This is a genomic window from Bordetella sp. (assembly GCF_057362025.1).
The window spans coordinates 102,002-126,920 of record NZ_JBMQQZ010000003.1 but is presented as its reverse complement, the minus strand read 5'-3'; the positions used below and the strand labels follow the sequence as shown (position 1 = coordinate 126,920).

Sequence of the window (24,919 nt, the reverse complement as noted above, 5' to 3'; positions counted from 1 at the left end):
CAGCTTTAATTTTCATACTTAATCATTGGGGTATCTCCTGTAGCCTGAATCCGTCATCCCGGCTAGGGACCTGCGCGGGCAGGCTGGCCGGGTCGCATGGATGCCATCACAAAGGAGAATCGAATGATGACGAAAACACTGCTTCTGGCGAGCGTTCTGGCGGTTTCGCTGACTGCCTGCAACAAGAACGACGACACGCCGGCCAGTTCGTCCAGCACCACGCCTTCCACTTCGGCACCTTCCACCGCGCCGTCCACCCCTGCGCCGTCGAGCTCGGCGACCACGCCTCCGGCGGGCGGCGGCGGTGCCACCACGACGCCCGGCGCAGGCAGCGGCGGCGGTACCACCGGCGGCACCACCCAGTAATCCGCCGTCATTCCCGAGGCTGCTTGGCGGCTTCGGCAATAAAAAAAGGAACGCATATCGCGTTCCTTTTTTTATTGCGCTTCCGGTTTTCAGCCCGATGCGCGGCGACTTGATGGCATCTTCCAGCAGCGCTTTGCCGGCGATTGCCGGGGGCGCCATCCCGGCGGCCGCCCCGCGAGGGACGAACCGCCCGATATGCCGCCTTACTGGACGGCCGACATCTTGTCCGCCAGCACGCTCAGCAGGCGCTGGGCCGTCGGGCTGCTGTCGACCTTGCCATTGGTGTCCAGCACCGTGACCTGCGTGCTCGCGCCCTGTCCCACTACGTGGATGCGGTATTGCGGGGCCTGACTGGGACGCGCGGTCCCGAAGAGGCGGCTGAAGAAGCCGGGCTCGTCGCGCTGCAGGCCGGTATCCGTATCCAGGTAACGGACGTAGAAGTCGCCCGCCGAACGGTCGCGATCGTCCACGGTGAAGCCGCCGGAATCCAGCGCCACGCCGACGCGGCGCCAGGCGCGATCGAAGGATTCCTGCACATTCAGGCGCGCGCCGTCGGCTTGCACGTCGCGCACGACCTTGGGCTGCGCGGGTGCCGCGTCCGCCCTCGCGACCATGGTCTTGGCCTGGTCGACGCTGGTACCCAGGAAGACCATCAGGCGCGCCAGCATGGCGGCATTCAGGCCGGGATCCTCGGGACCGGGTTGCCATTGCAGGTTGCCGGAGTCGCGCTGTCCGACGTTCTTTTCCACCATATGCTGGTGGCTGATGTATATCTCGGTATGCCCGTTGACGCGCTCCATACGGGTACGGAATTTTTCCCGCTCGCCGCTATCGTAGGCCTGCTCCAGGACGAATCCCAGGGCCTGGCGCAGCCAGCTTTCCGGAATCTTGGCGCGGTTTTCCGCCCAGTCCGTTTCGATCAGGCCGGCGGTCGGGTTGTTGGTCTGGATCGTGAAGCCGTTGCTGGTCCAGAAATCCACCACCTTGCCGAAAATCTGGTCCGGCGGCAGGTCGACGACCAGCCATCGGATGTCGCCGTCGCGTTCGACGTGCATATCGGTGCGCTGCGGCAACACCCCGCTGTTGGGATTGCCCTGGGCCTGGGCGGCCGCCTGCTGCTGGCCTTCCGCCTGGTATTGCGTGAAGGTGGTCGTGCCGCCCGGGGGCGCCTTATAGCGCGGATCCGCCGCGGCCTGGGTCAGGTCGGGAGGAATGCTGAGCGGCTGGGCCTGCTGGCTGCTTGCACTTTTATAGTCGATCGGCTCTTCCTTGCCGAGTATTTGATTGACGTCGCTGCAACCGGCCAGCATGACCAGGGTAAGCAATGCCGCGAAACCGGCATGGCGCTTGTTCATACGTATCCTCATTGAATGCTTTAAAGCAGGCCCGCGTCCCTTAACGCGGCTTCCACCGTGGCGTGGTGCTGCGAGCCGAGTTCCACCAGCGGCAGCCTGTAGCCCAGGGGCATGCGCCCCATTCGGGACAGGGCCCATTTGACCGGAATCGGGTTGGCTTCGACAAAAAGAGCCTTGTTCAGACGGGCCACCCGGGCATTGAGTTCACGCACCCTGGGCACGTCCATGGCCAGCGCCGCGGCACACAGTTCGTGCATGAGCCGTGGAGCGACGTTGGCGGTTACGGAAATATTTCCCCGGCCGCCCAGCAGCATCAGGGCGGCGGCCGTAGGGTCGTCGCCGCTGAAAATCTGGAAATCGGCGGGCGCTTCGCGCAGCAGCAAGGCACCGCGACCGATATCGCCCGTCGCGTCCTTGATGCCGACGATGCCCGGCACCTGCGCCAGTCGCAGCACGGTTTCGTTGGACATGTCCGCCACGGTTCGTCCCGGCACGTTGTACAGGACGGTGGGCAGGTCCACGGCTTCGGCGATGCGGCGGAAATGCTGGTACAGGCCTTCCTGCGAAGGCTTGTTGTAATAAGGAACGACGGACAGTCCGGCCTGCGCGCCCACCGACTTGGCGTGGCGGGCCAGGTGGATGGCTTCGTCGGTGGAATTGGCGCCAACCCCCGCGATCACGGGGACGCGGCCCGCCGCATGTTCCACCGCCACGCGTATCAGCTCGGCATGTTCTTCCATCGATACGGTGGGCGATTCGCCCGTCGTGCCGACCACCACCAGGGCGTCGGTGCCTTCGGCCACATGCCAGTCGATCAGCGCGCGGTAAGCCGCGTAATCGAGGGTGCCGTCGGGGTGCATGGGAGTGACGAGGGCCACCATGCTGCCTTGAAAAGTAACGCCAGCGGCGGATGCCGAGGATGCCATGTGAGAGGGGCTCCGGAGCCCGCCGACGCGCGCCAGCGGGGGACTTGAACAGGAAATCCCGCGAGTTTACCGGATAGCGCGAAAAAACCTATAGAAACCAGCTGACCACGGTATTCCCCAGCGCGAAAATCGGTCGGAGGAAGACCCAGAGCCCGCCGCTGAAGAGAAGCAGCAGCACGATCATCATGCCGTAAGGTTCGATCCGCGAGTATTGATACGCCAGGCGGTGGGGCAGCAGGCTATAGAGCATCCGTCCCCCATCCAGCGGCAGCAGCGGCAACAGGTTCAGCGCCATCAGGACCAGGTTGATCTGCACACCGGCCACGGCCATCTGGAACCAGTAGCCGTCGGCGCCGCCGCTCTGGAAAAGCAGCTTGAGCATGATGCCCCACAGGATGGCCATCACCAGATTGGACGCGGGCCCGGCGGGCGCCACCCACAGCATGTCCTGCTTCGGACGCCGCAGACGTCCGAAATCCACCGGCACGGGCTTGGCCCAGCCGAACAGGATGCCGGGGCTGCCCAGCAGCTTGGACGCCAGCAGGATAAGCAGCGGCACCAGCAGGGTGCCGACCGGATCGATATGCCGGGCGGGATTCAGGCTGACCCGACCCATCTGGTACGCGGTGGGATCGCCGAACATGCGCGCGACATAGCCATGCGCCGCCTCGTGCAGCGTAATGGCGAAAATAACGGGGATCGCGTATATCGCGATCGACTGGATGATGTCGTCCATGGATCAGGCGATTCCGAGCTGGGCGGGGTCGCCTCGCCCCACCCGGATGAGTTGCGCGTCATCGCCGGTCAGGTCGACGACGGTGGTGGGTTCCTTGGGGCAGGCGCCGCTGTCCACGACCGCGGCCAGCACGTGTTCGTAGCGCTCGCGAATTTCCTGTGCGTCGTTCAAGGCCTCGGTTTCGCCGGCCGGGATCAGCGTCGTGGAAAGCAAAGGTTCGCCGAACTGTTCCAGCAGGCCCAGCGTGACGGGGTGGTCGGGCACGCGCAGGCCTATCGTCTTGCGGGAAGGATGGGAAACGCGCCGGGGTACTTCGCGCGTGGCTTCCAGGATAAAGGTGAAAGACCCGGGGGTGGCGGCCTTCAGCATACGATACTGGCGGTTATCCACGCGGGCGAAATGGCCCAGTTGGGCGAGGTCCCGGCAGATCAGCGTCAGATGGTGGCGTTCGTCCAGGCCGCGCAGCCGGCGCAGCCCATCCGCCGCGGCCTTGTCATCCAGCCGCGCGATGACGGCGTAGCTGGAATCGGTGGGCACGGCGGCCAAACCGCCGTCGCGCAGCAATAGCGCAGCCTGCTTCAATAAACGCGGCTGTGGATTCGCGGGATGTACGGTGAAGAATTGCGCCATGCGGCTATCCTAACATCTTGCAAGAAGACAACGCCGCCGGGCGGCGCGAAGGAGAAACTCATGCGCTTGGACGATTCGCGTGAAAGTGAAAATGTGGAAGATCGGCGAGGCATGGGCATGCGCGTCGGCGGCGGCAGCCTGGGCATAGGCGCCATCATCCTGGCCCTGGTCGCCATGTACTTCGGCGTGGATCCCACCGTGGTGCTGCAGATGCTGCAGGAACCCGCCGGCCAGCAGGCGCCGCCGGCCGCCACGGCTCCCGCCGCCAACGACCCGCAGCGTCGCTTCGTGGCGAAGGTGCTGGGCGAAACCGAGGATACCTGGCAGGTCATTTTCCGCGATCATGCCAAACGGTCTTACGTACCGCCCAAGCTGGTGCTGTACAGCGGCGCGACCAGCACCGCCTGCGGGACGGGACGCGCCGCCATGGGCCCCTTCTACTGCCCGGCCGACAGCAAGGTCTACCTGGATTTGAGCTTCTTCGACGATATGAAGCGACGCTTCCAGGCGCCCGGCGATTTCGCGCAAGCCTACGTCATCGCACATGAAGTCGGCCACCATGTACAGAACCTGCTGGGCATTTCGCAGCGCGTGGCTTCGCTGCAGCAGGAAAACCCGCGCCAGGCCAACGCCCTGTCGGTGCGGCTGGAGCTGCAGGCCGACTGCTACGCGGGTTTATGGGCCAAGCAGGCGGACAGCGCCAGGCACATCCTGGAATCCGGCGACGTAGAAGAAGCATTGAACGCAGCCAGCGCCATCGGCGACGACAGGCTGCAAAAGCAAAGCCAGGGCTATGTCGTTCCCGACGCCTTCACGCACGGATCGTCGGCGCAGCGCGTGCGCTGGTTCAAGCGCGGCCTGGCCAGCGGCGACCCGCGGCAGTGCGATACCTTCAGCGCGCAGGCACTCTAGCAGGCGATGGCCGCCTCCCGCCGGCGGCGGGCACGCCGTCCACGGATGGCCGCTTGCGCGGCCCGTGGGGCGCCCGTCTACAGCAACTGGAACCCGGCGCCGGCGCGATAGCGCCGGAAGGCATCGACGGTGGCACGCACATGCGGCATCATCGGCAAAGGCGCGGCAGCCGGGTCTACCCAGCGCAGGTCCGGCGTTTCCAGCGGGTCCCCGCGCATCTCCCCCTGGAATCCGGTGCAGTGGAACAGCACGGCATGGTAGTGGCAGACATCGCCATTGGGCAGGGTCACGATCTCTACTGCCGGGTCCGACGCATGCCCGAAAGGATGCAGGTCCCCAACCGCCAGCCCGGTCTCTTCCCGCACTTCGCGGCGCGCGGCCTGCGCCGCGGATTCGCCCACTTCAATGTGTCCGCCCGGCAATCCCCACATACCGGCGAAGTCGGCGCGCGCGTGCAACAGGATGGCCCCATCGGCCCGCTCCAATACGACCCGCACGCATGGGCACAGCAAAGGCCGTGGCCCCACCAGGGCGCGTAGCCGTCCCAGTGTGGACTGGGCAAAGCCGGTCATGACGCGGCCAGGCGCGCTCCACACAGGCCATCGACGATTTCGCGTCCATAGGCCACGGCCGCATGGACGGCCTCGGCGGGGCTGTAAACGAAGCCGCCATCCATAAAGCGTGGAATGGGATATTCGTCGCCATCCGTGGGCTGCAACGAAGCGGGCGCCACGCACACCACCGCGCGGAACACCGGCGCCCCGCCATCCATGGGCGGCGGCAGATCCCGTGCCACCTTGGCGGTCAAACGGTAACCCTTGTAGACGTCGTTATTTCGATGCACACGTTCTCCCCTGTACGAAGCTGCACAGCGCAGCATACCGCCGGCGCATGACATGTCGCGGAATGTTTTGTAACCACCAAATGACAAAAAGTTAACCCGGGTTTTCCCGCCAAAGGGGCGAAAACGGGTCCGCCGGTGCACCGATCGGGAATGCGACTTGCAGATATATGGGTCGAAAAGCGCCGTGCACATCAGTGCCGGCCACGCGGAGGCGGCCATGTTGACCGAGCAACAACTACAACTGCTTAAACAAATTCACGCAGGCGAACTGGCGGGGAATGCCCCGGGGACGGAAGACTTGCTGGAACGCGGGCTGGTTGCCCGGGAACAGGGAAATCTGGCCGTCACGCCCCAGGGCCGGAACGCGCTGGGCTTGGGCGAGGGCCTGGGCGACGCCATTGTCGATGCGATCCTGCCCGGCGAAGGCGCGCGGCAGGCGGAAGAACAAGGGACCGGCTCGCCCGCGGCCGGAGGGTCGAATCGGGAAACCGGGGCGCCCGCGGCCGGGCCGTCGAAACTGCAGAACGGCGCGCACGCGGCCGGCCAGCTGAAGGGAGAATAAGCACGGGCCGGTTATGCGCGGCCGCCCGCGGAGGCGCCCCTGATGGCGCCGGCGCCGCGGCCGTACACTCGGCCCTTCGCTGTCAAGACTTCAAGGCGGCCAGCACGGCATCGCGCATCGACTCGAAACCCGCGACGTATTGCTGGCTCTCGGAGCGTGCGAGCAAGCCCGCATAGTTCTGCTCCAGGCGGCTTTCCACGGCCTCGCGCAGGCCCGGTGTGCCACGCGCGATATGCAGCACGCACAGCAGCGACGCGGTCAATGCGCTGATCTGGCCGCCCTGATGAGCGATGGTTTGTGCGATAAGAGCCAGTTTTTCGTCGGTGTCCATGACTATGCCTCGGTATGCGGTGACTTCCCCGGCCGGCGATGGCGACCGGGCGGAACGTGCGTGGTGGTGTAGCGGTCTTGCGTCGATTGTCCGCCTATCCAGGCGGCGCATGCTAGCACGTGCGTTTTCCGCCCCCTGCTGCCGGGTCTGCGCATCGCGGGTCCCCATACCGCATCGGCCATCGGGATAGGCTTGCCGTCCTTGCCGTATCAGGCCACCATCGATGCCATGAGGCCAAGGCCGCGGCCGCCCCGGAGTCGTTCCGCAGGTCCGCCTATAGTCCGCCTATATATAGATGGATAGAACAGATAGATAGAAGCCCGCCCCATGAGAAAACCCGCCAAAATCGCCATCCTCGCCCTTGTCCTGCTGGCCGTGATCGTCGTCGGGGGATTGCATATTGCTTCGCGTCTCGTCGTCAGCCGTATCCAGGACATGATGGGCGACAAAGGCCACGCCGCGCATATCGATGTGGGCTGGACGCGCATCGTGCTGCAGGACGTGGAAATCGGCGCCCCGCCGGACTGGCCCTCGCGCCAGACCCTGCGCGCCGCGCGCGTGACGCTGGAACCGGACTGGCGCTCCCTGCTTTCGGACCGCCTCGATATCCGCCACGTGGAAATCACCGATTTCTACCTTTCCGTCCTGCGGTCGGCAGACGGCAGCCTGCAGATCCTGCCCACGCTGCGCCAGCGCGCCCGCGAGCGCGCCCAGGCGCGCGGCGAAGACACCGACGAACAAGGCCGTTCCAAGCGCGAAACCTCGGTCGGCAAGGTCGTGCTGGACAAGGGCCGCCTGGACTTCTTCGACGGCCGCATCGCCAAAACCCCTTATCGGGTGCCGTTCGAGAACGTGCACGCGGAGATAGGCCCGCTGCATGCGCCCGCCAACGACGAGCACACCCAGATCCAGCTGCGCGGCCAGATGGTAGGCAAGCAGCGGCGAGGCACCGTCACCGTGGATGGCTGGCTCGCGCTGCCCAGCCACGACGCGGATATCCGCAACACGGTCTCCGGCGCCGACGTCAGCCTGCTGTCGCCCTATCTGCAAAGGCACGCGCCGTCGATCCTGGCAGCCGGCCAGATGGACCTGGACATGACCACCCACATACGCGACCAGCAGCTTTCCGCCCAGGGCAAGGCCAAGCTGCGCGACGTGGAGTTCAGCAATAGCGGCGGTCTCGGCGCCTTGCCGCGCAAGGCCGTCATGGCTGCCCTGGAAAATCGCAAGGGCGAAGTCAATTTCGACTTCACCCTGCAGGGCAGCCTGAAGGATCCGAAGTTCTCCTTGACCGACGACCTGTCCACCCGCATCGTCGGCGGCTTTGCCAAGGCCCTGGGCGTCAGCGTCGAGGGCGTGGCCGAAGGCGTGGGCTCGGCGGTCAAGGGGCTGGGCGGCGCCCTCGGAGAACTGTTGGGCAAATAGCAGCCTGGGTCAGGCCACCCAGCCGCCGTCGGGGGCGTTAGGGCCCGGCATCGGCAGTCCCTCGTCCCTTCCTTTGCCTGGCGCGGGCGTATCGGAAGGCGGCTTGCCCGGCCCCGGCACGGGGTCCTTGGGCGGGATATCGGGGTTTTCGGGCAGGCCAGGGTCGATCGGTCCGATGGGGCGAACCGGTTGTACCGGGTCGATGGGGGAGGCAAGCGTCATGGCGGTTTCCTTGTTTCCGTATGAATTGGCCTTTCCGCAAACGCTATGCCAAGCCAAGCCATGCGGCCACTTAGCCCTACCGCATCATCTCCGTAACCGAGCCCTGCCACGGCACAACCACGCAGCCTCGCCACTGGCACAGAGCCATGTCACCGCGCCAGCCGGTCGTCGATGAAACCCTTGGCGCGCGTAACAGCGGCCTCGCGGGCGGCGGCATCGTCAAGAAATACATACTGCGAGCGCTTGCAAAGGTATTCGGGCGGCGCGAACGAGCCGCCCGCGGCCGGAGCGGCGATCGTAATCGTCGTCATATAGACACCGGTATCCGACTCCGCCGAAGGCTGGCGAATTTCGATAGTGACCAGATGGCCGTGGTATTCGAACGATTCGGTATCGCGCATACGTTTTCCCTTGAACTGTCCGCGGCGGCCGCGGCGGACGGCCGTGGCGGGCCCATGTTGCCGGAATATAGGACAATCGCGTCTGCCTTTCATGTCCGTCATCCATCAGGAAGCCGCGATGCCACTCCGCGATCTGGCCCTGGCCTTCGTCGTCATTCTGGCCTGGGGAATGAACTTCGTCGTTATCAAGGTCGGCCTGCATGGCATCCCTCCCATGCTGCTGGGCGGGCTGCGCTTTACGCTGGCGGCGATTCCTGCCATCTTTTTCGTCAAGCGGCCCGCCATCGCGCTGCGCTGGCTGGTGGCTTACGGCGCCACCATCTCCCTGGGCCAATTCGCTTTTCTCTTCACCGCCATGGCCGTGGGTATGCCGGCGGGCCTGGCGTCGGTGGTGCTGCAAGCCCAGGCGTTCTTCACGGTGGCGCTGGGCGCGCTGCTGCTGCATGAGCGTTTCCACGCCCATAATGCCGTGGGCCTGGTCGTCGCGGCCTGCGGCCTGGCATTGATCGGCGAACAAGGTGGCGCCGGCATGACGCTGATGGGCTTCATCCTGACGCTGTGCGCGGCGCTGATGTGGGGCCTGGGAAATATCGCCACCAAAAAGGCCGGCAAGGCGGACATGCTGGGATTGGTGGTCTGGGGAAGCCTGATCCCGCCCATCCCGTTTTTCGCGTTGTCCTGGTGGCTGGAGGGACCCGATCGCATCCAGGGAGCACTCGCATCGATCGACGGGTCGTCGGTGTTCGCAGTGCTCTATCTGTCCTTCATCGCGACGCTGGTGGGCTACGGCTTATGGGCGTGGCTGATGTCGCGCCATCCGGCGGCCCAGGTGGCGCCGTTCTCGTTGCTGATCCCGGTTATCGGCCTGGCGGCCGCGGCGGCATTGCTGGGCGAAATCCCTACGGCGCCGCAAATCGGCGGTGCCCTGATGGTGATGGCAGGATTGTTGATCAATACCTTTGGCGCACGCCTGCGGTCGCATGCGGATCGGCCCGCCTAACCGGCCCGCTTCACGCGGTGGCCAAACGGGCCGGACTGCCGCTGGGCCGTTCGCCCGGCCGTGCGACGCCGGGCAAATGGTCAACAGCGAGGTGCTGCCTTACGACTGGGCCTGGCCCGCTGCCGAGGCGCGGCGCCCGATGCCGTCGTCGGCCTTGGGCGTCCCGCTCTGCGCGTCGGCCTGCGCGGCCATGTCTTGCAGGCCGGTGGACGTCTGCGACACACTGCTGGCCGAGCTGCCGCGATAGACGTCCGATTGCGGCACGGGCGCCATTCTGGCGGCCTGGCGGTCGCGGCGCAACCTGGCCACGGCGTCGATCAGCCCCGAGAAGCGCTTGCTTACCCATTGGGTCAGGCGGCGGCGCGGCTTCCGCGACTTGGCGGCGGAAGCGGTATCGATCGGGTTGTCCTGGTCATTGGACGCGGCGGGCGCAGCGGGGAGGGGTAAAAAGTCTCGGGACGTGACCGACGACTTGCGGGAGTTCGTTGCCGGATCCGCGCCCAACGAGGGCGGCGCCGACCCGATGCGCGGCATCCGCATCGCCACGTCCGAGATCGATCCGGCGCTTTGCATCGCCTGCAAGGTTTGCGCGCGATCCATGCGCCCGGACAGCGTATTGTCGTGAACGGACATTTCCTGCCGGAAACGCTCCTGAAGCGCTTGCATGGCGGGATCGTCGTAATGCAGCGGGGCGGAATCGACATGCTGTGCGTCCAGCGAGGCCAGGCGGGCCATCGACAGGCTCTGGAAAACCGATGGCGCATACTGGACCTCCGGCGGAACGCCGATCTGCTGCGCATGCGAGGCCAGGTCCGCTTCGTTCAGCCACAGGTCTTGCGCGGCCGCGCCTTCGGGCAGCGGCGTTCCCGGCGCCAGCAGATTCACAACCAGCGCATTGCCTTGCCGTGCGCGATCCCGGAAATGATCCAGCAGTGTCTGCCCCGTGGGCGTGCTTTCGATCACGCGGAGGATATCGACAAGGCGCTCACGGTGCGGCTTGACGGCATGCGCGAGATACGCGTCCAGGAACCCATCCAGCGGGTCCAGTGCCGGCGCCGGCGGCCGTGCGGGCGCGCCGGTGTCCTGCGGGATCGGATGGGTGTTGGCGATGCCGCCTGGGGTAATCGTCATGGCGTCTCCTTTGGGTGTGCGTAAGGCTTGCAGACATGCGGGCGAACAGGCTCGTCGTCCCGCGGCTATTTCCACGCTTCCCCCTGCTTCGGCCAGCGGCCTGAAGGGGAACGTTGATGGCGAAGGATCCCGGGTCGTCCGATTTGCCTGATGACGGGGCGCTCAGGCGTGCCGGACGCCGGCTCCCGCGATTCGTTCACCGCCGGCGCGGCCTGGCCGGACACGTCCGCGATGCATTGCGAAGGAAGCTTGTCCGGCGTCGCAGGGGCGGAAGGTTTGGGATGGGCGTCGGCGCCGCCGCGGCGGCGAAGCACGAAGTTCCTGAACGCCTGCACCTTCTGCTCGGTCCAGCGGAACACGCGCCGCGTTGTCGGCTCGGCGGCGGCAGGCCGTGCGTCCCCGCCGGGTTCCGTGACCGCCTCGTAAGGATGGGCGTCCTCGGCATCGGTGGCGCCCTGCGTGGGCCCGAACGCACCCGACGCCTGCAGTTCCTTTCGGAAGGTCACGACCGTGGCGATGGGATCCATGGGGACATCGATGGGTTCGATCCGCACAGGCCGGGCGTGATTGCCCTGCTCGCGCGCCGCCAGGGCGTTCCGGATTTGCACCAGCCGCAGCACGACCGGGGGAGCATGTTCGACCTCCGGTGCCAGGCCTATTTCAGAGGCCGGCGCCGTCAGCGTGGCTTCGCTGAGGAACAGGCCATGGGGCTTGGAGGCCTCCCGCAGCGGCACCTCCCGGGGCGTGGCGAGGTCGACAAACGGGTAGTGGCCCCGCCCCGCGAGCGTGCGGATGTCGTGCAGCAACTCCCGCCCTATCTGCGTCCTATCGAGCACATGGAGGATATCGACGAGCCGCTCCCGATAAGGCTGTACGGCCGGGGCCAGCGTGGCCGTCATCGATCCCCCCAGCGCATCGCGCTGTGGCTGGGGCGGACGCGGAGGCGCGACCGGATCCGCAATGGGAATGTCGTGGGATCCTTGCACTTGCATAAGGCTGCCTCCATGAGAACCAGGGCGCGCCGCCCTTGCCGTGGTACGTGGAGTTAGCCAGGCACGCGTTCCGCTTTTCCGACAGCGGAAAACCCGTATTCCCACCGGGCGATTCCTGCGAACCACTTACCCCTTCGGGGCATGGCGCAAGGCCGCGTGCGCGCCGGCTTGCCTATGAATGCGCCGCCGACAGCGGCAGGGCGGCATTCAGGAAAGAAGCCAGGGCCGGATTATCGTCGTCCCGGCGCCACGCCAGCGAGATCTCCTGGCGCAGGTACTCCGTCTTATCGGACAGCGGCACGTAGCGCACCTTGGGGTGTATAAGCGAGGCCAGATTGGCGGGGATCAGCGCGACGGACAGGCCCGCCGCCACCAGGCAAACCACGCTGGCTACCTGGGCGCATTCCTGCTCGATGCGGGGCTGGAAGCCGGCGGCCGCGCACGCCGAGATCAGCTGCGCATGCGCGGCCGGCACTTTGTCGCGCGAGAACGCCACGAAGGAATCCCGCGCCAGCTGGCGCAACGCGATCCGCTTGCGCCCGGCCAGCGGATGTTGCATCGGCAAGGCTGCCATCAGGCGGTCATATTGGTGCAGCCGCGTGCATATCATCGCCCCTTCCTGTGGCAAGGGCGTGCGCAACAGGCCGACATCCAGCGCACGGCTCTTCAGCTGCTCCAGCTGGTCCCGGGTGGTCATTTCCACTACCCGCAGGCGCACCTGCGGATACCGGCCGCGAAAACAGCCGATCAATTCCGGCATGAAGCCATACCCGGCGCTGCCGATAAAGCCGATGGAGAGCTGGCCTATCCCGCCACCGGCCGCATGCTGTGCGCGCTCCACGGCGATGCGCTCGTGCCGCAGCCATTGCCGCGCTTCTTCCAGGAACACGCGACCGGCCGGCGTCAGCGCGACCGACCGCTTGTTGCGCAGGAACAGCGGCGTGCCGACATAGTCTTCCAACCGCTGGATGGCCTGGCTGAGCGGCGACTGCGCGATGCCGACGCGCAGCGCCGCGCGGCCATAGTGGAGTTCTTCCGCAACGGCGATGAATTGCCGCAATAGCTTGGCGTTCAGCATAGGGGTGAGCAGCGGAACTAAGACATATCATGTCTTACAGACTCCCGAATTATATATTGGACGCATAGAAAGGACGCATTCTAGACTTTGCCTCCCCTTCCCTGCGAGAGTCATGATGCCGACGACATCCCCGCTGGCCGAGGAGGCCTGCCAGGCCATTTCAGCCCTATCCGCGCCGCATCGCGCATTGGACGCCGGGCCGGCCGACCGCCTGCGCTTCTTCGGCACGGCGCCGGCCTTCGATACACCGCATAAGCTGACCCTCGCCGCCGCCAGCGCCATCGGCGTTTACGCGCTGGGTGTCGAACAATGGTGGCGCATGGCGCGCGGCCAGCACCAGACCATCGGCATCGACTGGATGCAGGCGGCATGCGCGCTCAATCCCGGCCACTTCCAGACCCAGAGCGGCTATTCCCTGCCGGCGCTGTCCCTGCTGACCGAGCTGAAGGCCGATTTCTACAGGACCGCCGACGGCCGCTGGTTCTTCCCGATCGGATCGTATCCGCACCTGCGCGACGGTGTGCTGGAGCTGCTCCAATGCGCGAATACCGGCGCGGCGCTGGGTGCTGCAATCGGGCGCCGCAAAAGCGGCGAACTCGAAGAGGCCTTCGCGCAGCGCAAGCTGCCGGGCATCCATGCGCGGTCCCGCGAGGAATGGCTGGCGCATCCGCAAGGTGCGACACTGGCGCGGTTGCCCGTCATCCAGGTGGATAAGATCGCCGACAGCGAACCCGAAGCGGCGGGCGCCGGTGCCCCCCATCATGGCGAGCGCGCCCTGCAGGGCGTGCGCGTGCTGGACCTCGGACACGTGATCGCCGGGCCCGTCGTCGCGCGATCGCTGGCCGAACATGGCGCCGACGTCCTGCGCGTGACCTCGCCCACCATGCAGGATCCCTTCCGCCAGACCGTCGATACCAACATCGGTAAACGCTCGGCCTTCCTGGACCTGGACCGGCCGGTGGACCTTCAACGAGCGCGGGCGCTGATCGGCGGGGCCGACGTGGTCGTGCAATCCTGGCGGCCTCAAAGCATGGCGCGCCGGGGCCTGGGTGCGGAAGAAGCGGCGCATATCCGCCCGGGCGTCATCTACGTCAGCGTCAGTTGCTTCGGCGATACGGGGCCGTGGGGCGAGCGCGGCGGCTTCGAACAGCTGGGCCAGGCCGTCAGCGGTGTATCCGTTGCCGAAGGCGGAGGCGATCGTCCGCGCATCGTCCCGACGTACCTGTTGAACGACTACCTGACGGGCTACCTGGGCGCGGCGGGCGTGATGATGGCCCTGATCCGGCGGGCGCGCGAAGGCGGCAGCTATCACGTCCGGGTATCGCTGGCGCGGACGTCCATGTGGGTACAGGAACTGGGCCTGGATGCGGGCTTCGACGCCGAACGGCCACGCCGCCACTTCGCCGAAACGCTGACGCCGGTGCTGGAGACGCGCCCGTCCGCCTACGGTGCGCTGCAACAGCTGCCGCCGGTGGCGCAGTTCTCGCGCACGCCCGCGCGTTGGACGCTGCCCCCGGCGCCCAACGGCGCCCATGCGCCGGACTGGCTGCCTGCCTGATCCGGCGCGCGGCTTCCCGTCGCCATCCCATATCAACGAGAACATGTTCGAGGAGACAAGGAAAATGACCTATCGAAAAGGTATCGCCGCCTTTTGCGCCGCTCTGGCGCTATGCCTGGCGGACGCACCCGCGCACGCCGCCGACGCTTATCCGGCCAAGCCCATCACGCTGATCATCGGCTTCGCCCCGGGCGGGCCGACCGATGCGATCGGGCGGGTAGTGTTCAAGAAGGTGTCGCAACTTCTCAATACCCCGATCATCATCGAGAACAAAGCGGGAGCCGGCGGCAACATCGGCACGCAGGAATTGATGCGCGCCAAGCCAGACGGCTACACATTGATGTACGGCACGTCCTCCGTCACGACGGCGCCGCCGCTGTTCGGCCGCGACGATCTGGATCCCCGCAAGGCGTTTGTCGCCGCCAGTTGCTCCGTGAAAGTCCCCTTGATCCTGCTGACGCCGGCCAAAACGAATATCGCCAGCGCAGAGGACTTCTATGCCAGGCTCAAGGCGAACCCGGGCCGATACTTCATGGGTTCTTCGGGCAACGGCTCCATCGACCACCTGGTCGGCATGGACATCGCCAACCGCCTGGGACTCGAATTCCAGCATGTGCCGTACAAGGGCAATGGCCCGGCCCTGACCGATCTTGTCGCCGGCAATACCGGCTTTATGTATTCGGGGTCCTTCAACAGCGCCCTGCCGTTCATCCAGAACGGCCAGGTCAAAGCGCTCGCCGTCACTTCCGGCAAGCGTTCGGAAGCGCTGCCCCAGGTGCCCACCTTGAGCGAAAGCGTCAAGGGCCTGCAAGGCTTCGACGCTGGAACCTGGCAGATACTGGCCGCGCCCCGCGGGACACCGGAACCCATCCTGAAGAAACTGGATACGGCTTTGCAGGCGGCATTGAAGGATCCGGAAGTCATGAAAAGTCTGCGCTTCCAGGGCGCCGAGCCGATGGGCAAGGACCCGTCGCAATGCCGGGCATATATCGCCAGCGAGTACGAGCGCTGGTCGTCGACGATCAAGCGCCTGGGCCTGAAGGGAAACTGACAGCGGGATTCGCGCCGCGGCGTTTCCATGGACGCGGCACGCCGCCTATCGGAGAGGGCTGCGCGCGTACGCGCGATGGTATAGTCCTCCGCTGTCGGCAGCGGCCGTTCAAGGGCCCTGCTCTGCCATAACAATTCCCACGATGCGGCAAGGAGTGGAAAGGAAGATGGAGCAGCCCCTGGACCCGGCTTCCGTGCAACGCGACGCGGCCCCGTCGTTCCTCGCCGGGGGCGGCGAAATGGGCGCGCTGATCCGCGCTCATGACTGGAACTCCACTCCCCTCGGACCGCCGCGGGAATGGCCGCAAAGCCTCCGGACCGCCCTGCGCATCATGCTTGCGTCCCGCCAGCCGATCTGGATCGGCTGGGCTGAAAGCCTGATCTTCTTCTACAACGATCCCTACAAAAGCATCATCGGCGGCAAGCATCCGGCCGCCCTCGGACGTCCGACCCTGGAAGTCTGGCGAGAGATCGCCGACGACATCGAGCCGCTGCTGCGCACCGCCATGGGCGGGATGGAGGGCACCTATGTCGAGGAAAAGTTTCTTCTCATGGAGCGTAACGGCTATCCGGAAGAAACCTACTACACCTTCTCGTACAGCCCCATTCCGCTGGATGACGGCAACGCGGGCGGCATCATCTGCGCCAATAGCGACGACACCGCGCGCGTGATCGGGGAAAGACAGGTCCGGCTGCTGCGCGAACTGGCCACGGTGACCACCCTGGCCCATAGCTGGGACGAGGCCTGCCGGCTCGGCGCGCGCGCGCTGGGCCTGAATCCCTATGACGTTCCCTTCGCGATGCTGTACGTCGCTGAACCCGGCAGCGATACGGTCACGCTGATGGGCAGCAGCGGCATCGAGGACGGACACGCCGCCGCGCCGCACACCATGCAGGCGGGTCCCGGCGCGGCATGGCCCGTCCATGAGGCGCTGCGCCGCCAGGGGCTGGCCATCGTGGAAATCCCGCCGGGCCGTTTCGATACGGCGCTGCCCTCCGGCCCTTGGCGGCATACGCCGTCGCGGGCGGCGTTGCTGCCCATCGCACCCACCGCCGATACCAGCCGGGCGGGGGTCCTCATTGTCGGATTGAACCCGTATCGTCTCGTCGACGATAGCTATCGCGGCTTTCTCAACCTGATGGCCGGCCAGATCAGCGCCGCCCTCGCGTATGCTTATGCCTACGAGGAAGAACGACGCCGCGCGCATGCGCTGGAAGAGATCGATCGCGTCAAGACAACTTTCTTTTCCAACATCAGCCACGAATTCCGCACTCCTCTGACGCTGATGCTGGGCCCGCTGGAGGAACTGCTGCATCGCTCGGAGGAAGGCGACGGCCAGCGTGCACTGGTGGACCTGACCTATCGCAACGGCCTGCGCCTGCTCAAGCTCGTCAATAGCCTGCTCGATTTTTCCCGCATCGAGGCCGGGCGTGTCCAGGCCAAATTCCAGCCGACCGACCTACCCGCGCTGACGGTGGAACTGGCATCGCTGTTCCGGGCGGCGACCCAGAAGGCCGGCCTGGCGTTGACGGTGGATTGCACGCCCCTGCCGCAGGCGGCCTACGTCGACCGGGAAATGTGGGAAAAGATTGTCCTGAACCTGTTGTCCAACGCGTTCAAGTTCACGTTCGACGGCGGCATCCATGTCGGGCTGCAACCCACTGCGGATGGGGAGGCGGTCCAGATGCGGGTGCGCGACAGCGGCATCGGTATCCCGGCCCACGAATTGCCGCACGTATTCGACCGCTTCCACCGCGTCACCGGAGCGGTCGGCCGCAGTATCGAGGGCAGCGGTATCGGCCTGGCGCTGGTACAGGAACTGGTGCGCCTGCACGGCGGCACGATCACGGTCGAGAGCGAGCCGGGCGTCGGCACCACTTTCACCGTCACGCTGCCGCTGGGCAAGGCCCATCTGCCGGCCCCGGCGACACAGGAAGACGGTCCGGGCCGCGGTACCAGCGTCAACGCCCAGGCCTACGTGGCCGACGCCCTGCGCTGGGTACCGGAAGGCGAAACGCTGCCCGCGCGGGCGCCGATGCTATCGTCCGTGCTGGATGCGGGCATTGCCGACAGCACGGGCCGCTCGGATCGCGTGCTGGTGGTCGACGATAACGCGGACCTGCGCGACTACGTCGGCGGCATGCTGGCTTCGGCCGGCTATCGCGTGGAAACCTGCGTGGATGGCCACGATGCCCTGGCGGCGGCCCGGCGCCAGCCGCCCAGCCTGATTCTTTCCGACATCATGATGCCGGGCCTGGATGGCTACGGGCTACTGGCGGCGGTGCGCGCCGACGCGCAGTTGCGCGAGATCCCCATACTGCTGATGTCCGCGCGCGCGGGCGAAGAAGCACGCGTCGAAGGCCTGGGCGCGGGCGCGGATGACTACCTGACCAAGCCTTTTTCCGCGCGCGAGCTGATGGCGCGCGTGGCCAGCAACGTCAAGATGTACCGCCTGCGGCAGGAGACGGCCCGCCAGCTGACCGAGGATGCCCGCATCCTGGAAGTCCTGAACCGCGTCGGCACCACGATCGCGGCCGAACTGGACCTGGACCGCGCGGTGCAGGCCGTCACCGACGCGGCGACGGAATTGACGGGCGCGGCCTTCGGCGCTTTTTTCTACAACGTACTGGACGATGCCGGCGCGCGCTATACCTTGTACACGCTGTCGGGCGCGCCTAAAGAAGCCTTCGCGGGATTTCCGATGCCGCGCAGTACCGCTGTCTTCGGGCCGACGTTCAGGGGCGAGGGCATCGTTCGCTCCGACGACATCACGCAGGATCCCCGCTACGGGAAAAACGCACCGCGTCGCGGCATGCCGCCCGGCCATCTGCCGGTGCGCAGCTACCTGGCGGTGCCCGTCGTATCGCGCACCGGCGAGGTGCTCGGCGGGCTGTTCTTCGGTCATTCGGAACGCGCCGTGTTCGACGAGGCGGCGGAACGACTGGCCGCCGGTATCGCTTCCCAGGCAGCCATTGCGATCGACAACGCCAGCCTTTACCAGGCCGCGCAGAACGAGATCGCCCGGCGGGCCCACGCCGAACAGGCGTTGCGGCAGCTCAACGAAACCCTGGAACTGCGCGTGACCGAAGCCGTGGCCGAACGCGAGCGCCTGTGGGAGCTCAGTGAAGACCTGCTGGCGATCGGCGATTACAACGGCAGGCTCCTGCGCGCCAGTCCGTCGTGGACCCGCGTGCTCGGCCACAGCCGCGACACCCTTGCCACGCACCATTACAAGGATCTGCTGCACCCGGACGACCACGCGGCCGCCGCGGCCGCCTTGCGCACCCTGCGCGAGCACGTGCGCCCGGCCGCTTTCGAATGCCGCATGCGCACCGAGGCCGGGCTCTGGCGCTGGATTTCGTGGACGCTGTCGCCCGACCCGGAACATGACGTCGTGCACGGCGTGGGCCGCGACGTCACGGCGGACAAGGAAGCCGCCGAGGCTTTGCGCCAGGCCGAGGAAGCCCTGAGGATGGCGCAGAAGATGGAAGCCGTGGGCAAGCTGACCGGCGGCGTCGCGCACGATTTCAACAATCTGCTGCAGGTCATCGGCGGCAATCTGCAACTGCTCGCCATGGATGTCGCGGGCGACGAGCGCGCCGGCAAGCGCGTCCGCAACGCGCTGACCAGCGTCGCGCGCGGGGCCAAGCTCGCTTCGCAATTGCTGGCCTTCGGCCGCCGCCAGCCGCTGGCGCCCAAGGTCGTCAACCTGGGCCGCTTCGTCCGCGGGCTGGACGACATGCTGCGGCGCGCCCTGGGCGATGGCATCGAAATCGAAACCATCGTCTCCGGCGGACTCTGGAATACCCTGGTGGATCCCTCGCAGGTGGAGAACGCCCTGCTGAATCTGGCCATCAACGCCCGCGACGCCATGCAGGGCCACGGCAAGCTCACCATCGAAGCCGGCAACGCACTGCTGGACGACGACTATGCCCTGCGCAATGCCGACGTGAAACCGGGGCAGTACGTCATGGTCGCGGTGACGGATACCGGCGCCGGCATGACCCCGGAAGTGCTGGAGCACGTTTTCGAGCCGTTCTTCACCACCAAGCCGGAAGGACGCGGGACCGGCCTGGGCCTGAGCATGGTGTACGGCTTCATCAAGCAATCCAACGGCCACATCAAGATCTACAGCGAACCCGGACAAGGGACCACCGTGCGCCTGTACCTGCCGCGCGAACGGCAGGAAGAAGACCTGGCGACCGAAACCGATACCGGGCCCATCGCCGGCGGCAGCGAGACTATCCTTGCCGTCGAGGACGACGAAGACGTCCGCGCCACCGTCGTGGAAATGCTGGCCGAACTGGGCTACAGCGTGCTCAAGGCCAAGGACGCGCAAAGCGCCCTGGCCATCGTGGAGAGCGGTGTGCCCATCGACCTGCTGTTCACCGACGTCGTCATGCCGGGCCCATTGCGCAGCCCCGAGCTGGCGCGCAAGACGCGCGAGCGCCTGCCGAATGTGGCGGTACTGTTCACGTCCGGCTATACGGAGAATGCCATCGTGCATGGCGGCCGGCTCGACGAAGGCATCGATCTGCTCAGCAAGCCCTACACGCGCGAGGCGCTGGCGCGCAAGATCCGCCACGTCCTGCGCAACCAGCAACAGCGCAACGCCGCGCAGGCGGCCCGCCAGCGCAACCTGCCGCTGCCGGCGTCCGCGCGCGACGGCACCGCGGCCGCCGCCCTGCGCGTCCTGCTGGTGGAAGACGACGGCCTGATACGCTCCAGCACGGCGGAAATGCTGGAAGCCATGGGACACACCGTGGTGCCGGCCGGTCATGCGACGGCCGCGCTGGCCGCGCTGGACCAGGGCAACGTCGACGTCCTCATGACGGATATCGCCCTGCCGGGCGTCTCGGGCGTGGAGCTGGCGGCCCAGGCGCGCCGCCAGCTTCCCGGCCTGCGGATTGTCTTCGCTTCCGGCCTGGATGCGGACGCGGACGCGCGCGACGGCACGCTGGCCGGCGCGCTGCATTTGCTCAAGCCCTATACGCCGGAGGACCTGGCGCGCGCCCTCGATACGCTGCAGCAGATGGAATGACGGCCTGCCGTCAGGCGCGGCGGGCGGTCCCTATGCGGCGTCCGGCGCGGGCGGCCGGCCGGCCACACCGATGCGCCACAAACGCAGGGCCACGTGGATTTCCAGGGCGCGGCCGCCATCGCGCCAATCGCCCAGCAGCGCTTCGGCGCTGGCCAGCCTCTGGCGCGCCGTGTTGACATGAATCGACAGCGCGGCTGCGGTCGTCGTGGCGTTCTGCCCATGATCGAAATAAGCCAGCAGCGTAGCCGCCAGTTCCGTCCCGCGCTGGGCGTCGTACTCCGTCACGGCGCCGATGGTCGCCGCCAGGAAAGCATCCAGGCCGGCGCGATCCTGGCTTTCGAACAGGACCGAATACAACGCCATCTCGTTCTGGTCGACGATGCGGCCGCGCATGCCCAGCCGCCCGACGACGGCCAGCGCACGCCGTAGCGCCGCGTACAGGGACGGCATTTCCGCCGGGCTGCGGACCGGGCGCGACACGACTCCGCGATAGGCCTCGCCGAGTTCACGGCGCGCGAAATCGCCGAAGGCCCGCAGTACCGCCGCCGTTTTTTCCGCCGCGCACACCAGCACCAGGACGCCGTCGACTTCATCCACCGCCAGCCAGGGCAGCGCCAGGCCATCGCGCAGGCGCCGCGCCAGAAAGTGGGGTTTGGGCAGATCCGACTCGACCAGCATCAGCGACAAGGGCCGCGACAGGTCCAGGCCGAAGCGATCGGCCCGGTCGCGCGCCAGCGCGGGTTCGCCCTGGCGGGGCGACACCAGGGACCGCAGGAACTCGGAAACGTCGCGGTTCCGGCTTGCCTCCATGCGCTCCTGCGACAGCAGCACGATGCCGATGACGCTCGAACTTCGCTCGAACGTCCGGATGGAGATATCGCGCATGTCCTCGTGACGGAACAGCAGGACGGCGCCCAGCACGCCATCGCCGCCGATTACCGCGATCGCGCGGCAAATCTCGCCGTCGCTTTCGTAGGCGATGGTGGAGCGGCCGGCCCGGCGGCTGTCCTTCAGGGCTTGCGCGAGCGCGCCGCCATACGGCCCGTAGGGCTCGTAGGCATCGGCCGCACGGCCCGCGTAGCCCGGCGCCACGGCGCGTCCGATGACGTGGTGCGCTTCGTCCAGCACCAGGATACTGCCCTGCAGCAGCTGGGCGATGGCCTGGCACAGTTCCCCCAGCGATTCGCCCCGGGCCAGCAGCGAGGTCAGGCGCTCGTGCGCTTCCACGGCATCCTGGACATCGCGCGCGTGCCGCTCCAGTTCGGCGCGCGCCTGGCCGGCTTTCTCCAGCGCCGCACGCGCGTCCGCGAAGGCCTTGGCGTTGTTGATCGCCACGGCGGCGTGTGTCGCCAGCGTGCAGAGGATGGAGACATTCAGCGCCGTGTGGGTCCGGTGATAGCGATCGGCCACGAACAGCAGTCCGATAACGTTGTCTTCCCAGATCAGCGGCGCGCCCACCAGCGCCGCCACGCCTTCGTCGCGGAAAATGTCGTCCAGGTCCGGGTCGTGGGTAAAGCGGTTGTCGTGCAGGTAATCCGGCGTGGAGAAAGGCAGTCGCGTGGACATGACCACGCCCGCGACACCGAGCTTGCGCTTGGCCGTCATCCTGCCGGTGCGCTGGGCAATGGCGCCGTCGGCCACCACGACCTTGAATTCGCCGGCCTCCGCGTCATAGATGGTCAGCCAGCACAGGTGCGCCCGCAGCAGATCCCTCGCCCGCGCGACGATCGCCTGCAGCAGTTCGGGCAGATCGAGGCGGCTGGCCAGATCCTGAGCCGAGTCGATCACCGCCAGCATGCCCCGCTCGCGTTGCTCGTGCTGTTCCAGCCGGTGACGCAGGCCCATCGCCATGCGGGCGAGTTCAACCAGGCCGCTCTTGCGCGGCAAGCCGTCCGGCAGGGTCTCCAGGGACGCCAGCCGGGCGGCGAAGTCGTCCGCCGGCGCATTGGCGTGCAGCAGGCCGAGGAGATCGGCGGCGATGGCGTCGATACCGGGTTCCGCCGCGGCCAGCGGCATAGTGCCTGTTTGTCTTTTGCGTTCCATGGACTGCCGCGACGGAAGGAGAAGACCGGGCTTCGGCACCGTTTGCCGAACAGCCCGCCGGAACCGGAGCGAACACCTCTGCAGTGTGAACATCATATCAAGAGGGGCTGATAAGTGTGAGGATCGCACATAGGCGGGACCGCCCGTTTCCGGGACACTCCCCGTATTTGCTGGAAATCGGGAGACAAACACGTGTCCATGAGCGTCATCGACTCGCTGCGACCCATGCCGGGCCTGCGCGTCCTCGTCACCGCCGGCGGCGCCGGCATCGGGGCCGCCGTGGCGCGGGCTTTCCGGGAAGCCCGCGCCCGCGTCCACGTGTGCGATATCGACCGCGCCGCGCTGGACCGGCTGACGGCCGAGGCGCCGGAAATCACGACCAGCACGGCCGATGCATCCGTCGCGCGCGACGTGGACACCGTCTTCGATGACGTCAGGAACGCCCTGGGCGGCCTGGACGTTCTGGTCAATAACGTCGGCATCGCCGGACCGACCGGCCCGGTGGAACAGCTGGCGCGTGGCGACTGGGACCGCACCGTCGACGTGAACCTGAACAGCCACTTCTATTTCGCGTCCCGCGCGGTACCGCTGCTGAAGGACTCGCCCCACCACCCCTGCCTGATCGCCATGAGCTCCGTGGCGGGACGGCTCGGCTACCCGCTGCGTACCCCCTATGCCTCGACCAAGTGGGCCATCGTAGGCCTGATGAAATCGCTGGCGATCGAGCTGGGTCCGCATGGCGTGCGCGCCAATGCCATCCTGCCCGGAACGGTGGAAGGCGACCGCATGGACAGCGTGATAGGCGCGCGCGCGGCGGCGGCCGGCGTGCCGGTGCAAGCCATGCGACAGGAATATCTGCGGAAAATCTCGCTGCGCCGCATGGTAACGGCCGAGGATGTCGCCGCGATGGCGCTGTTCCTCTGCTCGCCGGCCGCCCGCAACGTGACCGGGCAAGCGATCAGCGTGGACGGCAACGTGGAATATCTGTGACCGCCTCGGGCCGAGGTCCCGCCACCACCTCAGTTCCATTCAAAAAAATCAGGAGACAACCATGAACAAGCTCGACCTACCGGCCATCGCCGTCGTTTCCGCCTTGGGTATCTTCAGCGCCACGCCCGCATCGGCGGCGCCGGTGAAGATCGGCCTGGTGGAAACCCTGTCCGGCCCGCAGGCATCCTCCGGCCAGGCATACCGGACGGCGGTGCGCTACGCCATCGACCAGATCAACGCGGCCGGCGGATGGAACGGCGAACCGGTGCAACTGCTGGAATACGATAACCAGGGCGGCCCGGCCGGCGCGGCCGACAAGCTCAAGGCGGCCGCCGCCGACGGCGTGCAGATCGTCGTGCAAGGCGCATCCTCGGCCATCGGCGGGCAGATCACCGAGGACGTGCGCAAGTACAACCTGCGCAACCCCGGCAAGGAGATGGTCTACATCAACGTGGGCGCCGAAGCGCTGGAGCTTACTGGCGAAAAGTGCAACTTCTACCACTTCCGTTTCGCCGGCAATGCGGAGGTCCGCACCAAGTCGCTGATCGAAGGCATGCGCAAGGCCAACGCGCTGGGCACCAAGGTCTACTCGATCAACCAGAATTATTCCTGGGGCCAGGACATGGAGAAGGCCATCGTCGCCGACCAGAAGCTGGGCGGCTACACGGTGGTGGAAAAGACGCTGCACGACGTCAACAGGATCCAGGATTTCTCTCCCTACGTCGCGAAGATCGCCGCCTCCGGCGCCGATACGGTGATCACCGGCAACTGGTCCAACGACCTGCTCCTGTTGATGAAGGCATCGAAGGCGGCCGGCCTGAAAGCGCGCTACGGCACCGTGTACCTGGACCAGCCGGGCAACCTGGCCAATGCGGGCGAACTGGCCGTGGGCAATTTCGTGGTCCATACCTTCAATGCCGAGGCCGGAGGCGACGACGCCGCGCAATTCGTCGACGATTACAAGGCCAAGACCGGCCACATCCCGGTGTTCGTCGAACCGCAGACGTTCTACGGCATGAAGATGGTCGCCGACGCGCTCAAGCGCACGCCGCCCGTCAACGGCGCGCTGAACGTCAACGAATTCGCCAAGGCGCTGGAAACGGCTCGGATCCCGACCCCCATGGGCGAGATCAGCATGCGCGCGTCGGACCACCAGGCGCAGCTCCCCATGGTGGTTTCGACGGTGACGCGCGATGCCCGGTACAAGGTGGACGGCACCGACATGGGGTTCAAGCCGGTCCTGCTGCTTACGGCGCAGCAAGCATCCACGCCGGCGCAGGCCACCTGCAAGATGAAGCGGCCGGCCTGAACCGACGCGCGGCCGC

General features: G+C 66.6%; 23 protein-coding genes. 9 read left to right on the top strand and 14 right to left on the bottom strand.

Annotated features, from left to right (window positions below; translation table 11 throughout):
* Window positions 1-62: 62 nt before the first annotated feature.
* The 5 genes from ACO1P8_RS01785 to ACO1P8_RS01765 all read right to left on the bottom strand — a co-directional run bounded on the left by ACO1P8_RS01785 (window position 63) and on the right by ACO1P8_RS01765 (window position 4,013).
* Window positions 63-422 (bottom strand): hypothetical protein, encoded by a 360-nt coding sequence (locus ACO1P8_RS01785; RefSeq protein ID WP_486294220.1) that lies wholly within the window; start codon window positions 420-422, stop codon window positions 63-65.
* Between the two features lie 147 nt (window positions 423-569).
* The gene (gene bamC, locus ACO1P8_RS01780) at window positions 570-1,721 is read right to left on the bottom strand and encodes an outer membrane protein assembly factor BamC (protein WP_486294219.1); all 1,152 of its coding nucleotides are present in this window, start codon (window positions 1,719-1,721) and stop codon (window positions 570-572) included.
* Between the two features lie 20 nt (window positions 1,722-1,741).
* Window positions 1,742-2,647: a 4-hydroxy-tetrahydrodipicolinate synthase gene (gene dapA / locus ACO1P8_RS01775; RefSeq protein WP_486294218.1), complete on the bottom strand. Its 906-nt coding sequence runs from the start codon at window positions 2,645-2,647 to the stop codon at window positions 1,742-1,744.
* An 88-nt stretch (window positions 2,648-2,735) separates the two neighbouring features.
* Complete coding sequence (locus tag ACO1P8_RS01770) at window positions 2,736-3,383, bottom strand: site-2 protease family protein (RefSeq protein ID WP_486294217.1); 648 nt, start codon at window positions 3,381-3,383, stop codon at window positions 2,736-2,738.
* Window positions 3,384-3,386: 3 nt separating this feature from the next.
* Window positions 3,387-4,013 (bottom strand): L-threonylcarbamoyladenylate synthase, encoded by a 627-nt coding sequence (locus ACO1P8_RS01765; protein ID WP_486294216.1) that lies wholly within the window; start codon window positions 4,011-4,013, stop codon window positions 3,387-3,389.
* 60 nt (window positions 4,014-4,073) lie between these two features.
* On the opposite strand from ACO1P8_RS01765, the gene ypfJ reads away from it, so the two are divergent.
* Window positions 4,074-4,925: a KPN_02809 family neutral zinc metallopeptidase gene (ypfJ, locus tag ACO1P8_RS01760; protein WP_486294215.1), complete on the top strand. Its 852-nt coding sequence runs from the start codon at window positions 4,074-4,076 to the stop codon at window positions 4,923-4,925.
* A gap of 77 nt (window positions 4,926-5,002) precedes the next feature.
* Here the strand turns inward: ypfJ and ACO1P8_RS01755 are convergent, their stop codons facing one another.
* Both ACO1P8_RS01755 and ACO1P8_RS01750 read right to left on the bottom strand, forming a co-directional pair.
* Complete coding sequence (locus ACO1P8_RS01755) at window positions 5,003-5,497, bottom strand: NUDIX domain-containing protein (RefSeq protein ID WP_486294214.1); 495 nt, start codon at window positions 5,495-5,497, stop codon at window positions 5,003-5,005.
* The gene (locus tag ACO1P8_RS01750; protein ID WP_486294213.1) at window positions 5,494-5,769 is read right to left on the bottom strand and encodes a hypothetical protein; all 276 of its coding nucleotides are present in this window, start codon (window positions 5,767-5,769) and stop codon (window positions 5,494-5,496) included. Before ACO1P8_RS01750 ends, ACO1P8_RS01755 begins: the two co-directional genes overlap by 4 nt.
* A gap of 217 nt (window positions 5,770-5,986) precedes the next feature.
* Here ACO1P8_RS01750 and ACO1P8_RS01745 point away from each other — a divergent pair, with 217 nt between their 5' ends.
* Window positions 5,987-6,331, top strand: a complete 345-nt coding sequence (locus ACO1P8_RS01745; RefSeq protein WP_486294212.1) for a hypothetical protein — start codon at window positions 5,987-5,989, stop codon at window positions 6,329-6,331.
* 82 nt (window positions 6,332-6,413) lie between these two features.
* Here the strand turns inward: ACO1P8_RS01745 and ACO1P8_RS01740 are convergent, their stop codons facing one another.
* Window positions 6,414-6,662, bottom strand: coding sequence for a hypothetical protein (locus ACO1P8_RS01740; RefSeq protein WP_486294211.1), 249 nt, complete (start codon window positions 6,660-6,662; stop codon window positions 6,414-6,416).
* A gap of 327 nt (window positions 6,663-6,989) precedes the next feature.
* On the opposite strand from ACO1P8_RS01740, the gene ACO1P8_RS01735 reads away from it, so the two are divergent.
* Window positions 6,990-8,087 carry a DUF748 domain-containing protein gene (locus ACO1P8_RS01735; protein ID WP_486294210.1) on the top strand — a complete coding sequence of 366 codons (1,098 nt, stop codon included), beginning with the start codon at window positions 6,990-6,992 and terminating at the stop codon, window positions 8,085-8,087.
* 9 nt (window positions 8,088-8,096) lie between these two features.
* On the opposite strand, the gene ACO1P8_RS01730 is transcribed toward ACO1P8_RS01735, so the two are convergent.
* Window positions 8,097-8,309: a hypothetical protein gene (locus ACO1P8_RS01730; protein ID WP_486294209.1), complete on the bottom strand. Its 213-nt coding sequence runs from the start codon at window positions 8,307-8,309 to the stop codon at window positions 8,097-8,099.
* A gap of 149 nt (window positions 8,310-8,458) precedes the next feature.
* Window positions 8,459-8,710 (bottom strand): hypothetical protein, encoded by a 252-nt coding sequence (locus ACO1P8_RS01725; protein WP_486294208.1) that lies wholly within the window; start codon window positions 8,708-8,710, stop codon window positions 8,459-8,461.
* Between the two features lie 118 nt (window positions 8,711-8,828).
* On the opposite strand from ACO1P8_RS01725, the gene ACO1P8_RS01720 reads away from it, so the two are divergent.
* On the top strand, window positions 8,829-9,710 hold the full coding sequence (locus ACO1P8_RS01720) for an EamA family transporter (protein ID WP_486294207.1): 882 nt from the start codon (window positions 8,829-8,831) through the stop codon (window positions 9,708-9,710).
* A 99-nt stretch (window positions 9,711-9,809) separates the two neighbouring features.
* Here the strand turns inward: ACO1P8_RS01720 and ACO1P8_RS01715 are convergent, their stop codons facing one another.
* The 3 genes from ACO1P8_RS01715 to ACO1P8_RS01705 all read right to left on the bottom strand — a co-directional run bounded on the left by ACO1P8_RS01715 (window position 9,810) and on the right by ACO1P8_RS01705 (window position 12,911).
* Window positions 9,810-10,841, bottom strand: a complete 1,032-nt coding sequence (locus ACO1P8_RS01715) for a hypothetical protein (RefSeq protein ID WP_486294206.1) — start codon at window positions 10,839-10,841, stop codon at window positions 9,810-9,812.
* Window positions 10,842-10,906: 65 nt separating this feature from the next.
* Window positions 10,907-11,833: a hypothetical protein gene (locus tag ACO1P8_RS01710; RefSeq protein WP_486294205.1), complete on the bottom strand. Its 927-nt coding sequence runs from the start codon at window positions 11,831-11,833 to the stop codon at window positions 10,907-10,909.
* A 172-nt stretch (window positions 11,834-12,005) separates the two neighbouring features.
* Window positions 12,006-12,911: a LysR family transcriptional regulator gene (locus ACO1P8_RS01705; protein ID WP_486294204.1), complete on the bottom strand. Its 906-nt coding sequence runs from the start codon at window positions 12,909-12,911 to the stop codon at window positions 12,006-12,008.
* A 112-nt stretch (window positions 12,912-13,023) separates the two neighbouring features.
* On the opposite strand from ACO1P8_RS01705, the gene ACO1P8_RS01700 reads away from it, so the two are divergent.
* From ACO1P8_RS01700 to ACO1P8_RS01690, 3 genes are all read left to right on the top strand, one after another.
* Entirely contained in the window at window positions 13,024-14,469 is a 1,446-nt protein-coding gene (locus ACO1P8_RS01700; protein WP_486294203.1) for a CoA transferase, read from the top strand.
* A 64-nt stretch (window positions 14,470-14,533) separates the two neighbouring features.
* The gene (locus tag ACO1P8_RS01695) at window positions 14,534-15,520 is read left to right on the top strand and encodes a Bug family tripartite tricarboxylate transporter substrate binding protein (protein WP_486294202.1); all 987 of its coding nucleotides are present in this window, start codon (window positions 14,534-14,536) and stop codon (window positions 15,518-15,520) included.
* Between the two features lie 166 nt (window positions 15,521-15,686).
* Complete coding sequence (locus ACO1P8_RS01690; RefSeq protein ID WP_486294201.1) at window positions 15,687-20,561, top strand: response regulator; 4,875 nt, start codon at window positions 15,687-15,689, stop codon at window positions 20,559-20,561.
* A gap of 30 nt (window positions 20,562-20,591) precedes the next feature.
* On the opposite strand, the gene ACO1P8_RS01685 is transcribed toward ACO1P8_RS01690, so the two are convergent.
* Window positions 20,592-22,604 (bottom strand): helix-turn-helix domain-containing protein, encoded by a 2,013-nt coding sequence (locus ACO1P8_RS01685; protein ID WP_486294200.1) that lies wholly within the window; start codon window positions 22,602-22,604, stop codon window positions 20,592-20,594.
* Between the two features lie 198 nt (window positions 22,605-22,802).
* Between ACO1P8_RS01685 and ACO1P8_RS01680 the strand changes: the two genes are divergently transcribed.
* On the top strand, window positions 22,803-23,594 hold the full coding sequence (locus tag ACO1P8_RS01680) for an SDR family oxidoreductase (RefSeq protein ID WP_486294199.1): 792 nt from the start codon (window positions 22,803-22,805) through the stop codon (window positions 23,592-23,594).
* 61 nt (window positions 23,595-23,655) lie between these two features.
* Window positions 23,656-24,903, top strand: coding sequence for a branched-chain amino acid ABC transporter substrate-binding protein (locus ACO1P8_RS01675; protein ID WP_486294198.1), 1,248 nt, complete (start codon window positions 23,656-23,658; stop codon window positions 24,901-24,903).
* The last annotated feature ends 16 nt before the right edge of the window (window positions 24,904-24,919 follow it).

Excerpts from the sequence above, each read along its gene's own strand:
- ACO1P8_RS01785 (WP_486294220.1), bottom strand. The coding sequence starts at position 422 with ATGCGTTCCTTTTTTTATTGCCGAAGCCGCCAAGCAGCCTCGGGAATG.
- bamC (WP_486294219.1), bottom strand. The coding sequence starts at position 1,721 with ATGAACAAGCGCCATGCCGGTTTCGCGGCATTGCTTACCCTGGTCATG.
- dapA (WP_486294218.1), bottom strand. The coding sequence starts at position 2,647 with ATGGCATCCTCGGCATCCGCCGCTGGCGTTACTTTTCAAGGCAGCATG.
- ACO1P8_RS01770 (WP_486294217.1), bottom strand. The coding sequence starts at position 3,383 with ATGGACGACATCATCCAGTCGATCGCGATATACGCGATCCCCGTTATT.
- ACO1P8_RS01765 (WP_486294216.1), bottom strand. The coding sequence starts at position 4,013 with ATGGCGCAATTCTTCACCGTACATCCCGCGAATCCACAGCCGCGTTTA.
- ypfJ (WP_486294215.1), top strand. The coding sequence starts at position 4,074 with ATGCGCTTGGACGATTCGCGTGAAAGTGAAAATGTGGAAGATCGGCGA.
- ACO1P8_RS01755 (WP_486294214.1), bottom strand. The coding sequence starts at position 5,497 with ATGACCGGCTTTGCCCAGTCCACACTGGGACGGCTACGCGCCCTGGTG.
- ACO1P8_RS01745 (WP_486294212.1), top strand. The coding sequence starts at position 5,987 with ATGTTGACCGAGCAACAACTACAACTGCTTAAACAAATTCACGCAGGC.
- ACO1P8_RS01740 (WP_486294211.1), bottom strand. The coding sequence starts at position 6,662 with ATGGACACCGACGAAAAACTGGCTCTTATCGCACAAACCATCGCTCAT.
- ACO1P8_RS01735 (WP_486294210.1), top strand. The coding sequence starts at position 6,990 with ATGAGAAAACCCGCCAAAATCGCCATCCTCGCCCTTGTCCTGCTGGCC.
- ACO1P8_RS01730 (WP_486294209.1), bottom strand. The coding sequence starts at position 8,309 with ATGACGCTTGCCTCCCCCATCGACCCGGTACAACCGGTTCGCCCCATC.
- ACO1P8_RS01725 (WP_486294208.1), bottom strand. The coding sequence starts at position 8,710 with ATGCGCGATACCGAATCGTTCGAATACCACGGCCATCTGGTCACTATC.
- ACO1P8_RS01720 (WP_486294207.1), top strand. The coding sequence starts at position 8,829 with ATGCCACTCCGCGATCTGGCCCTGGCCTTCGTCGTCATTCTGGCCTGG.
- ACO1P8_RS01715 (WP_486294206.1), bottom strand. The coding sequence starts at position 10,841 with ATGACGATTACCCCAGGCGGCATCGCCAACACCCATCCGATCCCGCAG.
- ACO1P8_RS01710 (WP_486294205.1), bottom strand. The coding sequence starts at position 11,833 with ATGCAAGTGCAAGGATCCCACGACATTCCCATTGCGGATCCGGTCGCG.
- ACO1P8_RS01705 (WP_486294204.1), bottom strand. The coding sequence starts at position 12,911 with ATGCTGAACGCCAAGCTATTGCGGCAATTCATCGCCGTTGCGGAAGAA.
- ACO1P8_RS01700 (WP_486294203.1), top strand. The coding sequence starts at position 13,024 with ATGATGCCGACGACATCCCCGCTGGCCGAGGAGGCCTGCCAGGCCATT.
- ACO1P8_RS01695 (WP_486294202.1), top strand. The coding sequence starts at position 14,534 with ATGACCTATCGAAAAGGTATCGCCGCCTTTTGCGCCGCTCTGGCGCTA.
- ACO1P8_RS01690 (WP_486294201.1), top strand. The coding sequence starts at position 15,687 with ATGGAGCAGCCCCTGGACCCGGCTTCCGTGCAACGCGACGCGGCCCCG.
- ACO1P8_RS01685 (WP_486294200.1), bottom strand. The coding sequence starts at position 22,604 with ATGGAACGCAAAAGACAAACAGGCACTATGCCGCTGGCCGCGGCGGAA.
- ACO1P8_RS01680 (WP_486294199.1), top strand. The coding sequence starts at position 22,803 with ATGAGCGTCATCGACTCGCTGCGACCCATGCCGGGCCTGCGCGTCCTC.
- ACO1P8_RS01675 (WP_486294198.1), top strand. The coding sequence starts at position 23,656 with ATGAACAAGCTCGACCTACCGGCCATCGCCGTCGTTTCCGCCTTGGGT.